At 66.9% G+C, this 12,452-nt stretch carries 10 protein-coding genes; 6 read left to right on the forward strand and 4 right to left on the reverse strand.

Annotated features, from left to right (window positions below):
- The 6 genes from Q5923_RS07490 to tyrS form a co-directional block, all read left to right on the forward strand.
- Positions 1 to 229, forward strand: a 229-nt coding sequence (locus tag Q5923_RS07490; protein WP_303133204.1) for a BMC domain-containing protein, incomplete at its 5' end; no start/stop codon positions are given.
- A gap of 10 nt (positions 230 to 239) precedes the next feature.
- A complete protein-coding gene (locus Q5923_RS07495; RefSeq protein WP_062530910.1) occupies positions 240 to 1,778 on the forward strand; it encodes a hypothetical protein in 1,539 nt (512 codons plus the stop codon).
- 2 nt (positions 1,779 to 1,780) lie between these two features.
- Positions 1,781 to 4,327: a choline trimethylamine-lyase gene (gene cutC, locus Q5923_RS07500; protein ID WP_303133206.1), complete on the forward strand. Its 2,547-nt coding sequence runs from the start codon at positions 1,781 to 1,783 to the stop codon at positions 4,325 to 4,327.
- Between the two features lie 113 nt (positions 4,328 to 4,440).
- Complete coding sequence (locus Q5923_RS07505; RefSeq protein ID WP_303133207.1) at positions 4,441 to 5,493, forward strand: ribokinase; 1,053 nt, start codon at positions 4,441 to 4,443, stop codon at positions 5,491 to 5,493.
- Between the two features lie 192 nt (positions 5,494 to 5,685).
- The gene (locus tag Q5923_RS07510; protein ID WP_303133208.1) at positions 5,686 to 7,509 is read left to right on the forward strand and encodes a DUF4012 domain-containing protein; all 1,824 of its coding nucleotides are present in this window, start codon (positions 5,686 to 5,688) and stop codon (positions 7,507 to 7,509) included.
- A 60-nt stretch (positions 7,510 to 7,569) separates the two neighbouring features.
- Positions 7,570 to 8,787: a tyrosine--tRNA ligase gene (gene tyrS / locus Q5923_RS07515; protein ID WP_062531406.1), complete on the forward strand. Its 1,218-nt coding sequence runs from the start codon at positions 7,570 to 7,572 to the stop codon at positions 8,785 to 8,787.
- Between the two features lie 69 nt (positions 8,788 to 8,856).
- Here the strand turns inward: tyrS and modD are convergent, their stop codons facing one another.
- The 4 genes from modD to modA are packed head-to-tail and all read right to left on the reverse strand — an operon-like array spanning position 8,857 to position 12,108.
- The gene (modD, locus tag Q5923_RS07520; protein WP_062531405.1) at positions 8,857 to 9,714 is read right to left on the reverse strand and encodes a ModD protein; all 858 of its coding nucleotides are present in this window, start codon (positions 9,712 to 9,714) and stop codon (positions 8,857 to 8,859) included.
- 11 nt (positions 9,715 to 9,725) lie between these two features.
- Positions 9,726 to 10,442 carry an ABC transporter ATP-binding protein gene (locus tag Q5923_RS07525; protein WP_303133209.1) on the reverse strand — a complete coding sequence of 239 codons (717 nt, stop codon included), beginning with the start codon at positions 10,440 to 10,442 and terminating at the stop codon, positions 9,726 to 9,728.
- Positions 10,442 to 11,272, reverse strand: coding sequence for an ABC transporter permease (locus tag Q5923_RS07530; RefSeq protein ID WP_303133210.1), 831 nt, complete (start codon positions 11,270 to 11,272; stop codon positions 10,442 to 10,444). Before Q5923_RS07530 ends, Q5923_RS07525 begins: the two co-directional genes overlap by 1 nt.
- A 2-nt stretch (positions 11,273 to 11,274) precedes the next feature.
- On the reverse strand, positions 11,275 to 12,108 hold the full coding sequence (gene modA / locus Q5923_RS07535) for a molybdate ABC transporter substrate-binding protein (RefSeq protein ID WP_303133212.1): 834 nt from the start codon (positions 12,106 to 12,108) through the stop codon (positions 11,275 to 11,277).
- Between the last annotated feature and the right edge of the window lie 344 nt (positions 12,109 to 12,452).

Consider the following 12,452-nt stretch of genomic DNA (forward strand, 5'->3'; position numbering starts at 1 on the left):
CAAGGCGGGAGACGTCAGGCTCATCGGTTACGAGAACACCGCCTCCGGCTACATCTCGATCCTCGTCGAGGGCGACGTCGCCGCCTGCGAGGCCGCGGTCACCGCCGGCGTCAAGGCCGTCGAGGCCCTGGGGGCGGAGGTCTACAGCTCCGTCGTGATCGCCCGCCCCCACCCCAGCCCCAAGAAGATCACCGACAAGTACACCGTCGAGAAGCTCCTGCCCTACTAATGGGGTGCCCATGTCTCTCATCGACAACGACCTTCTCTCCATCCAGGAGGCGCGCATCCTCCTGGAGCGTGCCGCGGACTCCGCGGAGGTCCTCGAGGGGCTCCCGGGCACGCTGGTCGACGACTTCCTCCAGCACCTGCGGGAGGGACTGCTCCCCAAGGCGGGGGAGTACGCGGAGGAAGCCTTCGCAGAGAGCGACTACTGCTCTCCCGAGGACGAGGCGGGCCTCACGAAGTGGGTCCTCACCGACCTTCTGGGGGAGGTCAGCGCCCAGACGCCCGTGCAGAGGATCGTCCGCTCCAGCAACGGCTCGGCGGAGGTCTGCCTTCCCAAGGGCGTCGTCGTCTCGCTGCTCCCCGACTGGCTCTCGGTACCCACCATGCTGAGCCAGCTCGTCATGGCGGTGCGCTCCAAGAGCCCCGTCGTGTTCTCGGCGAGCGCGCGCGTGCACGAGACCTGCGCGATGGTCATGGGAGACGTGCTCAAGATCGCCGAGTTCTGCCACTATCCCGCCGAGGCGCTCGGGTACCTGAGCATCTTCTGCCCCGAGGGCGAGGAGTGGGTCTGCTCCCAGCCCTGCGTGCGCGTGGTCATCGACTCGCGCGAGGACGGCTCGGACCCCCGGCGCTTCGACGCCGCAGGCAAGGACGTCTACTTCGCGACGCTGGGCAACAACCCCGTGTTCGTGGAGTCCACGGCAGACCTGAGCGCCTGCGCGGACGAGGTGGTGCTGGGCAAGTCGTACTGCTACGGCATGCTCCCTGGAGCCGAGCAGAGCGTCGTGGTGGAGCGCGCCGTCGACACACGCTTCCAGGAAGAGCTGCGCCGTCGCGGCTGCCACTTCCTGAGCGACGAGGAGGCGGAGCGGCTCGTCTCGTCCCTCTTCATGCCCGACGGCCGCCCCTACCGCGAGCTCATCGGCAAGAGCGCCTTCGACCTCGCCCGTCGGGCTGACGTCGAGGTCCCCGAGTCCACCAAGGTCCTGGTCGTGGAGAGGCCCTACGTGAGCGAGGGGAGCCTCTTCTCGAGGGCGAAGTTCGGGCCCGTGCTCTCGTACTTCGTCGAGGACGACTGGCGCCACGCCTGCGAGAAGTGCATAGAGCTGATCCTGGGCAGCGGGAGCGGGAACGCCCTCGCCATCTTCTCGAAGGACCCAGAGGTCATTCGCCAGTTCATCCTCAAGAAGCCCGTCGGCAGGGTCCTCGTGAACGTGAGCACCGCGCTGGGATGCATCGGCTGCCACAGCGACCTTCCCAAGACGCTCACGGTGACGGGCTGGAACAGTGCCACCACGTCCAGGCTCGGCGTCACCTACGAGGACTTCGTACGAAGGCGCCAGGTGGGCATATCGGGCGGGGAGGCCGAGCGGGCCCTTCTCGACAAGGCGGGGTCATGCGACCACACGCCCGTCGTCATCAAGGTTCGCCTTCCCGACCCCGACGGGCCGGGCGGAACGCGGCGGGAGGTCGCCGCAGGGTCAGGCAAGGAGCCGCAGGACTGGTTCTCTGGCGTGGTGCAAGCAATGAAGAACGATTTCGTGGAGGAGTGAGAATGGACATCAAGGAGTTCGCGAAGGAGCTTTCCGAGGCGACCAAGGACATGTCTGACGAGCAGCGCGCCACCGTTCGCCGCATGTTCGAGAAGGTGGCCGACCAGCTCGAGGTGCCGCTGTCCGAGGGGCACGCGGCCACTGCCGGCTCGCACGATCCCTACGACGTGCCCGACGGCCCCACCGACCGCCAGCTTCGCCTGAAGGACAACTTCCTCAAGCAGGTCCCCACCATCACCATGCACCGCGCCCGCGCGGTCACCGAGACCATGAAGGCCAACCCGGGCATGCCCAAGATCGAGCTGCGCGCCAAGGCCTTCCGCCGCTGCTGCGAGACCGCCCCTCTGGTCATCCAGGACGACGAGCTCGTGGTGGGAGCTCCCTGTGGCGCGCCGCGAGCGGGCGCGTTCTCGCCCGACCTCGCCTGGCGCTGGCTGCGCGACGAGCTCGACACCATCGGTGACCGCCCCCAGGACCCCTTCTACATCTCGGAGGAGGACAAGCAGTATTGCCGCGAGGTCCTCTTCCCCTTCTGGGAGGGCAAGTCCCAGGACGAGGTCTGCGAGGACCAGTACCGCGAGGCGGGGGTGTGGGAGCTCTCCGGCGAGTCCTTCGTCTCTGACTGCTCCTACCACGCCATGAGCGGCGGCGGCGACTCCAACCCCGGCTATGACGTCATCCTCATGAAGAAGGGCATGATCGACATCCAGAACGAGGCGAAGGAGCATCTCGCCCATCTGGACTACGCCAACCCCGACGACCTCGACAAGATCTACTTCTACAAGTCGGTCATCGACACCACCGAGGGCGTCATGACTTACGCCAAGCGCATGAGCGACTACGCCCACGAGCTTGCCTCCGCCTGCCACGACGCCAAGCGCAAGGCCGAGCTCGAGCAGATCTCGACGATCCTCTCGCACGTTCCCGCCCACAAGCCCAGCACCTTCTGGGAGGCGGTGCAGTCCGTCTTCGTCATCGAGAGCCTGCTTCCGGTCGAGGAGAACCAGACCGGCATGTCACTCGGCCGCGTCGACCAGTACATGTATCCCTTCTACAAGGCTGACATCGAGGCGGGACGCCTCACCCCGTACCAGGCCTTCGACATCGCCGGCTGCATGCTCATCAAGATGAGCGAGATGATGTGGGTCACCTCCCGCGGGCAGTCCGAGTTCTTCGCCGGCTACCAGCCCTTCGTCAACATGACGCTGGGCGGAGTCACCCGCCAGGGGCACGACGCCACCAACGAGCTCACCTACGTCCTCATGGACGCCGTGCGCCACGTGAAGGTCTACCAGCCCTCCATCGCCTGCCGCATCCACAACAAGTCGCCCGAGAAGTACATGCGCAAGATCGTCGACATCGTGCGCTCCGGCATGGGCTTCCCCGCCTGTCACTTCGACGACACCCACATCAAGATGATGCTCGCCAAGGGCGTCTCGGTCGAGGACGCGCGCGACTACTGCATGATGGGCTGCGTCGAACCTCAGAAGTCCGGCCGCCTCTACCAGTGGACATCCACCTCCTACACCCAGTGGCCCATCTGCATCGAGCTCACGCTCAACCACGGCGTCCCCCTGTGGTACGGCAAGCAGGTCACGCCGGACCTCGGCGACCCCTCGCAGTACAAGACCTTCGAGGAGTTCGACGAGGCGGTCAAGAAGACCATCTACTACGTGACCAAGTGGACCGACGTCGCCACGGTCATCTCGCAGCGCGTCGCGCGCGACGTGGCTCCCAAGCCCCTCATGTCCATCATGTACGAGGGCTGCATGGAGAGCGGCAAGGACGTCTCGTCCGGTGGCGCCATGTACAACTATGGCCCCGGCGTCGTGTGGACGGGCCTTGCGACCTATGCCGACTCCATGGCGGCAATCAAGAAGCTCGTGTTCGACGACCACAAGTACACCCTCGGCGAGCTCTTCGAGGGGCTCAAGGCAGACTTCGCGGGCTTCGAGCAGATGAGGCAGGACTGCCTGGACGCCCCCAAGTACGGCAACGACGACGACTACGCCGACAGCATCGCGGCCGACATCATCGACTACACCGAGCGCATCCACCTCGACTTCAAGACGCTGTACTCGCACATGTCCACGGGCACCCTCTCCATCTCCAACAACACGCCCTTCGGCGAGATGACCGGCGCCACCGCGAACGGCCGCAACGCATGGACCCCGCTGTCCGACGGCATCAGCCCCACCCAGGGCGCCGACCACAAGGGCCCCACCGCCATCATCAAGTCCGTCTCCAAGCTCTCCAACGACTCCATGAACATCGGCATGGTGCACAACTTCAAACTCATGAGCGGATTACTCGACACTCCCGAGGGCGAGAACGGTCTCATCACGCTGCTGCGCACCGCCTCCATGTTCGGAAACGGAGAGATGCAGTTCAACTACCTGGACAACAAGACGCTCATCGACGCCCAGCAGCATCCCGAGAAGCACCGCGACCTCGTGGTCCGCGTCGCGGGGTACTCCGCCTTCTTCAACGAGCTCTGCAAGGAGGTTCAGGACGAGATCATCAGCCGAACCGAGATCGACCGGGCATAGCGCACCTGTCGTCGCTCGTCGGTCTCTGGATCGCTGGCTGCGCCCCCTTCCCTTGGCCTTCCGGAGGCCGACCCCTCGCCCACGGGTGACGGAGGCCTGGCCCGGGGGATGGTATGCTGGAGCCCCTGGATGATGGCGAGGAGCTTGGGGCCAACGCCGCGACGCTCGATCGCATGCTCTCTGGGGACATCGAGACCCAACAGGCGTCAGGGAGGAAGTGCGGCATGAGGAAGGTCGTCGTATTCGGTAGCCTCAACACCGACATGTCCATCGAGTGCGACCGGCTTCCCGAGCTCGGGGAGACCGTGCGCGGGTCCGGCTTCGTGACAGTGCCCGGCGGCAAGGGGGGCAACCAGGCCGTCGCCTCCGCGCGCATGGGGGCGGACACCTTCATGGTGGGCAAGGTCGGCAACGACCCCAACGGGCGCGAGCTCGTCTCGTCCCTGGCCATGCACGGGGTGGTATGCATGAACGTGAGCGCCACCACGCGCGCGGCGACGGCGACCGCGGTCGTGCTTCGCACCAAGGGCAACAACCACGTCATCCTGGACGCCGGCGCCAACGAGAAGATGACCTACGAGGAGGTGCGGGCCGCCATCCACGGCCTGCGCGGCCTCGGAAACATCTTCCTGACCCAGCTCGAGTGCGACTTCGACGTGACCATGAAGGCGATATCCTGCGCGAAGCGCAACGGGCTCTACACCGTGCTCAACGCATCGCCCGCCCGCGAGCTGCCCGACGAGATATACCCCCAGCTCGACCTCCTCTGCGTCAACCGCACCGAGTGCGCCGCCATCAGCGGGATCTGCCCCGAAGACGACGAGTCGGCCAAGGAGGCGCTGCGCTTCTTCGCCGGCAAGGGCGCCCGTGACGTCATCGTCACGCTGGGCTCCGAGGGCTCCGTGGCGCTCAGCCACGGCAAGTTCGTGCGCATCGACCCCTTCCCGGTGGACGCGGTCGACTCCACGGGCTCCGGGGACGCCTACCTCGGGGAGGTCGTCGCCCACCTCGCCTTCGGCGGCACGCTCAAGGGCGGCATGGTCTATGGCTCCGCCGCCGGCGCGCTCTGCGCCACGAAGGTGGGCGGGCAGGACACCATGCCCAGCTGGGCGGAGGTGGAGGCCCTCGCCAAGGACCGCGTGGCGGAGCTTGGCCCAGGCGCCTAGCCCCTCGGCACGATCGGACGACCAGGGAGCCCGGGGGCCGACGCCCCGGGCTCCCCTTATGCTCAGATGCTGGAATGTCGCCGGCAGGCCTGCCGCACGCCCTGGCGTGTGAGAGACTCTAGAGAGCTGTGCGTGCGTCCGCGGAAGCTCCGCCGGCGGCGCCAGGAATCCCGAGCGAGCGATTGGACTCTCATGGCCAGGCATTTCTCCGACCTCCAGCAGACGATGGGACGGGGCTTCGCCCGTGTGGGCGAAGATGGCCCCAAAGGGGGCCCGGAAGGAGGGGAGCCAGGCTCCAGCCATGTCGTGGCCGTCGTGGTCGTCTGCGCCGTCGTCTGCCTCCTGGCGCTCATGGCCGTGGGAGGATGGCGCCTCTACGTCTCGGCCCAGAGGGTGGAGGCCGAGGCCCAGCAGGTCGTGGGCAGCGTGGACGGGCTCAAGGCCGCGCTCAAGGACGGCGACGCGGAGAGGCTCTCGTCCATCGCCGCCGACGTCAACGGGGCGGCGCACGGCATGCAGAACGAGACGTCCGGCCTCCTCTGGGCCGCCGGCTCGCTCCTCCCCGTCGTGGGCAGTGACGTCTCGAGCGTCCGGAGTCTCGCCAACGTGCTCGTCGACCTCTCTGACAACGCGCTCACCCCGCTTGCCGCGAATCCCGATGCCCTCCAGCTCAAGGGGCTCGTGAGCGATGGTGCCGTGAACGTCGAGAGGGTCAAGGAGCTGGCCGCCCTCGAGCAGCAGCTCTCTCCCGTCGTCCGCCGCAGCGTCCAGACCATCGTTGGGCTGCCCAAGGCCCACCTGTCCCAGCTCGCCTCCGCCCTCGACAAGGTCCAGGCCAAGGTGGGCAAGGCGGACGAGGCCCTCGCCAAGGCGGACGCCATCGTGCCCCAGCTTCCCGCCATGCTCGGCGCCGACGGCCAGACGAGGAACTACCTCGTCGTCGCCCAGAACAACGTCGAGCTGAGGGCCACAGGTGGCTTCGCCGGCTCATGGACGACGCTCAGCGTCACCGACGGCGTCATCCAGATGGGGGACTCCCTCACCCTCCAGCACGCCGCGAACTTCCCCTTCGACTGGAGCGACGAGGAGCGCGCGGTCTTTCCCATGGTCAGCGTGGACGACCCCAGCGGCGTCAACTTCACGCCCGACTTCACCCGCGCCGGCGCACGCTTCGCCGAGGCGTACCAAGACAACACGGGAAGCCGCGTCGACGGCGTGGTGGGAATCGACCCGGTCTTCCTCCAGAGGCTGCTCTCGCTCACGGGTGGCGTCGTCGCCTCGGACGGGACCGAGGTGAACGGCGACAACGCCGCCGCAGAGCTCATGAACGGCGTCTACTGGCGCTACCCGGACAACCCCGACTACCAGGACGCGTTCTTCGCCGAGGTCGCCGGCCTGTCCTTCCAGAAGGTCCTGGGGGGGTTGGGCGACGTCGACGTGAAGAGGCTCTCCGACGTCATCGAGAAGTCCGCCGACGACCATCGCCTTCAGGTCTGGATGGCCGATGCGGACGAGGAACGGGCGATGGACGGCCTGGGCATGTCCGGGGGGATCGGACAGGACGAGGCCACCCCCGTCCTCGGGGTCTACCTCAACGACAACACCTGGTCGAAGATCGACTGGTACCTCTCCTGCGAGACGACCGTGGGCGAGGGCGTGCGAAACCCCGACGGCAGCACGACCTACGAGGTGGTGACCTCCCTGACGAACAACGGCAGCGAGGACGAGTTCGCAGGCATGCCCGAGTACATCTCGGGAAAGAACCCTGACAAGCGGAGCGTGGGTGACATGATCACCATCCCGCTGGTCCTGGGGCCAGCTGGCGGCCACGTCGACGGCCTCATCGTCTCTGACGGCAGCAGCCTCGACGAGCACACCCTCTACGGCCTCGACGCCTGGACGGGCACCCTGCACGTCGGTGCCCAGCAGACGGTCCAGCTGAGCTACAAGGTCACCGTCTCCCCGAAGGCGACCGCGCCGCTTGCCGTGCGCACCACCCCCCTGGCCCAGGAGTAGAATCCAAGGCCGCGTGCCATCGCGCGCACGTCCATCCGACCACCCATGGAGGTAAGTTCGTTGCTTTCTGTCGAAGAGCAGCTCAAGGTCATCACGTCCGGAACCATGCAGATCGTCCCCCTGGACGAGCTCAAGGTGAAGCTCGAGAAGGGCACGCCCCTCAACATCAAGCTGGGCGTCGACCCCACCAGCCCCGACCTTCACCTGGGGCATGCCGTCCCCCTGCGCAAGATGCGCCAGTTCCAGGACCTCGGCCACAAGGTCACCCTCATCATCGGCAACGGCACGGCGCTCATCGGCGACCCCTCGGGCCGCGACAGCACCAGGCCGCCCCTCACCGAGGAGCAGGTCGAGGCGAACGCCAGGACCTACGTCGAGCAGGCAATGAAGATCCTGGATCCCGAGAGGACGACCATCGTCCATAACGGCGACTGGCTCAAGCCCCTCGACCTTGCCCAGATGCTCAAGCTCATGAGCCAGTTCAACGTGGCGCGCATCCTCGAGCGCGAGGACTTCCACAAGCGCTACGCGGGCGGTCAGCCCATCGCCCTGCACGAGTTCATCTACCCCGTGCTCCAGGCGTACGACTCCGTGGTCATCAAGGCCGACCTCGAGATGGGCGGCAACGACCAGATCTTCAACCTCCTCGCCGGCCGCGACCTCATGCGCGCCATGGGTATGGAGCCCCAGGTAGCCCTCACCATGCCCCTGCTCGAGGGCACGGACGGCGTCAAGAAGATGTCCAAGAGCTATCACAACTACGTCGGCCTCACCGACGAGCCCGCAGACATGTTCGGCAAGGTCATGAGCATCACCGACGAGATGGTCCCGCGCTACTACCGCCTGTGCTCCACGCTCACGGTGGACGAGATCGACGCCATCGACGCCTCCTTCGCGGATGGCAGCGCCGATCCCTACCAGCTCAAGCGCGCCCTGGGTCGCAACATCGTTGACCTCTACCACGGCGAGGGCGCGGGAGCGTCCGCCGAGGCCGCCTTCGACGCGCAGTTCAAGAAGAACGAGGCGCCCGAGGATACCCCCGAGTTCCCCCTCTCGCTGGTCCAGCCCAACGACGAGGGCAGGGTCTACCTGGCCAAGTTGCTCGTCGACCTCGGGATCGCCAAGTCTGCGGGAGAGGCGCGTCGCCTCATCGACGGCGGTGGCGTCAAGGTCGCCGGGCAGCCCATTGCCCCCAAGGACTACAACGTGGCCCCCGAGCTCTTCGAGGCGGGCTGCTACGTACAGGCGGGCAAGAAGCGCTGGGCGCGCCTGGTCTAGGAGGCTCGGGACTCGTCCCTTCGAGCACATGATGCGGGCACCTACCATGCATGGTAGGTGCCCGTTGCGTCAGATTGCCTCCATCCGTGCGGTCATGTCGATGGGGGGCGCGTTGAACGGTGCCGTGGTCACGATGCCGTCGACGCCCGTCGCGGCGTAGGACTCGGCGTTCCCCTCGTTCACGCCCCCTGCGGCTATCAGGGTCAGCTGCGGGTCCGCCTCGCGGAGTCGCAGCACCAGGTCCGCCAGCTGGTCGACCGGGATCTTGTCGAGCTGGATGCCGTCGACGAGCCTCCTGCCATCCAAGCCGCGCGCGAGCTCCAGGGCCTCGTCGGGCCCTGCCTCGACGAACAGCTTCTTCTCGACGCAGGAGCCCCTGACCTCCGCGAGCCTTCGTGCCAGGCCGTCCATCCCGTCCAAGAATGCCACGTGCTGAGAGAACACGAGGACCGTCTCGGAGAGGCCCAGGCGATGCGGCCAGGCGCCACCCGCGTGGACTGCGAGGGTGAGGAGGTCCTTGGCGCCCGGCAGGCTCTTCCTCGTCGTGAGGACCTCGCAGGAGGGGTTGGCGCGGTGTGCCGCGTCGACCATCCGCCGGGTCTTCGTCGCCACTCCCGAGAGGTGGTCGAAGAGGTTGAGCGCGACCTTCCAGCCCATGTGCAGCTGGCCCGCCGCGCCCTCGACGACCATGAGGGTGCCGCCGGCCGCGATTCTGCTCCCGTCCGGCTCGAGCGAGACGACGGTGGCGCCCAGGCGTTCCATGACGCGCGCCGCCACGTCCCCGCCCGCCAGCACGCAGTCCTCGCGGGTGAGGTACTCCATGCGCCCCCTCCGCCCTCCGATGCCCAGGAGCTCGCAGGTGAGGTCGAGGTAGGGGATGTCCTCGGATATAAGCTGGTCGATGCGCTGGTCAGGAATGAATGTCATGCGGATCCTTCTTAGGGTTGGATTCCAAGAAAACGTGCCACGTCGTCCTCGTGGGTGGTGCGGAGCAGCAGCGTGGAGTCGACCACGGTCCTGAGCCTGCCGTCGAGGACGATGCCCACGCGCTCCGACATCTCCTGCGCCTCGCTGAAGTCGTGCGTGACGAACAGCAGGGTGCAGCCGAAGTCGCGGACGACGCGCCTCACGGCGTCGCGTATGTCGCCTCGTGTGGTCGGGTCCAGCGCGCTGAACGGCTCGTCCAGGACGAGCATCCCCGGACGCGTCGCCAGAGCCCGGGCGAGGGCGACGCGCTGCGCCTCGCCTCCGCTGAGCAGGTTGGGATGCGCGTCGGCAAGTTGGCCGACCCCCAGGAGTTCGAGGAGCTCCTGGGCGTGCCACCGCGCCTCGTGTGTCCCGGCACCCATCCTCTGCGGGCCATAGGCGACGTTGTCCACCACGCTGAGGTGGGGGAACAGCAGGCAGTCCTGGTACAGCAGCCCGATGCGACGGTCCCTGGGATCGAGCTCGCGGACGTTCGTCCCGTCGAGCTCGATGCTTCCCTCGCTGACCTCGCACGCGCCGGCTATGCTCTCCATGAGGACCGTCTTGCCTGACCCCGTCCGTCCGAGCACGGCGAAGGACTCGCCGGGGGAGATGCTCAGCCGCGGCACCCTCAGGACGAACTGCCCCCTACGCACGACGAGCCCCCTGATCTCGATTCCGATGCCCATCAGACCTCACGAGCTCCTTCTGCGCGCGAGACGGGGTGCCCGCCCAGGACGTTCGCCGCCGTCAGGGCGGCCGCAGAGACGAGGAGCATGATCATCGCGGTCGCCATCGCCGTGTCCGTGTCTCCCGTGGAGATGCTCAGGAAGATGCTCCCGGGCAGCGTCTCGGTCCGCATGCGCGTCACGCCGACCAGCATGAGCGTGGCGCCGAACTCACCCATTCCCCTCGCCCAGGTGAGGACGAGTGCCGAGACGAGCTGGTTTCGGCACAGGGGCAGCGTGATGGTCCTGAACACGTCCCACGAGCCCGCGCCCAGCGTCCTCGCCACGAACTCCATGCGTCGGTCGACCCCGCACAGGGCGGTTCTCGACATGCGGAGGGCGAAGGGCACGTTGACGGCCGTCTGGGCGAGGACGATGCCCGCGGGCTGGAAGACCACCGAGACGCCATGGTCTCGCAGGGCCACCCCGAAGGGGGAGGAGAAGATTACCAGGAGGGCGAAGCCCAGGACGATGTAGGGCAGCGACAGCGTGAGCTCCACGAGGGTCTCGAGCGCGCGTCGGCAGGGGAGGCCTCCCCTCGTCATTGCCCAGGCGCACGGGAGGGCGAGCGCCATGCACAGGGCGGTCGAGAGGGAAGACGTCATCACGCTCATGCGGAGAGAAAACATGACCTCTTCGGACGAGAGGGCAAGGCCCAGATGGGCGATTCCGTTCGCCGCGATCGCGAGGATGGTGGTGCCCATGAAGAGGACGAGCACCGCGCTCGTCGCGACGCACAGGACCGGGAACAGCTCTCTCCTCCGAGTGGTCGCCAGGTGAGAACGATGCATCCCTAGACCGTCTCGTAGCCGTGGGACTCCCAGATCTTCCGAGCTTCGTCGCTGGTCAGGAACCCGACGAACTCCGAGAGTGCCTCGCTGTCGGACGCGCCTGACAGCTCCGCCGCGGGGACGGTCTTGGCGAAGGGCTCCATGTCGGACTCCGCCACGATGGAGACCCCCTCCCCGACGTTCTCCTTCCATACGATGCCGGCGTCCCCCTGCCCGTTCGCGAGCGCGGCGGAGATCTGCGGGGCGGTGGTCGTGGTCGAGACCCTTCCTTGCACCTCGTCCCAGATGCCGGCCTTCGTCATCGCCGCCCGAGCGACCTTTCCGATGGGGGTCGACTCGGGGTCGCCTATGAGTATGGCGTCGGCGTTCGCGAGGTCGACAATGGACTGGATGTTCCTGGGGTTCGAGCTCGGAACGGCGAGGACGGGGATGTGCCGCACGAGGTCCGTGCTGGCGGCCAGGGCGTCCCCCAGCCTCTCCGTCTCCTCGACGGAGCCGGCTATCCACAGGTCGCCCGTGCCGGACTCGCGTATCTGCGTGGCGATCTGTGCCGCATTGGCGTAGGTGACGTTCATGGTGCAGCCGGTCTCGTCCTGGAACCTCTGGGCTATCTCCTTGAACGGTTCGGCCATGCCGGCGCCGCAGTACACGTTCAGGGACTTGCCGGAGAGGGGAGCGGATGAGGCGACGTCCTTGCCCCCATTCGTCCCACCGTCGTCCGCCCCGTTCCCGGAGCAGCCGGGGAGTGCCCAGACGGAGAGCAGCGATGCGGCCGCCCCGAGCCGTAGCAGTCCGCGTCGGGTGATTGCTGGGTGGGTAAGCGCGTGCCTGAACATGGGTCTCTCCAATCCTTTGGTGGCTGCGCCCGGCCATAGGGTGGTGACTGCCCGCGGTCCCCCAAGGCTCCCGCCGCGCCCGACCTGCCGCCGGTCCTCTCCACCCGTTATAACTTATCGTGGATATCGATATTGCGAGCTAATCGCATTCCATAAATATAATAAATTCTTATATTTAATTATGTACAAAATATATCGACTGGCGATGCATGGTGGCATGGCGGGCCAGGCGACCTGGACGCATGGGCCTGGATCGTGCCCCCCGGCCCACCATCACGCCATCGGGGCACGTCCCCCGCCTCGTCCCGCACGTACGCGTAAGCAGCGTCGCGTGCGTGGCCTCT

The sequence above is a fragment of the uncultured Olsenella sp. genome (assembly GCF_959602185.1).
In the GTDB taxonomy this organism is placed as follows: Bacteria; Actinomycetota; Coriobacteriia; order Coriobacteriales; family Atopobiaceae; genus Olsenella_I; species Olsenella_I phocaeensis.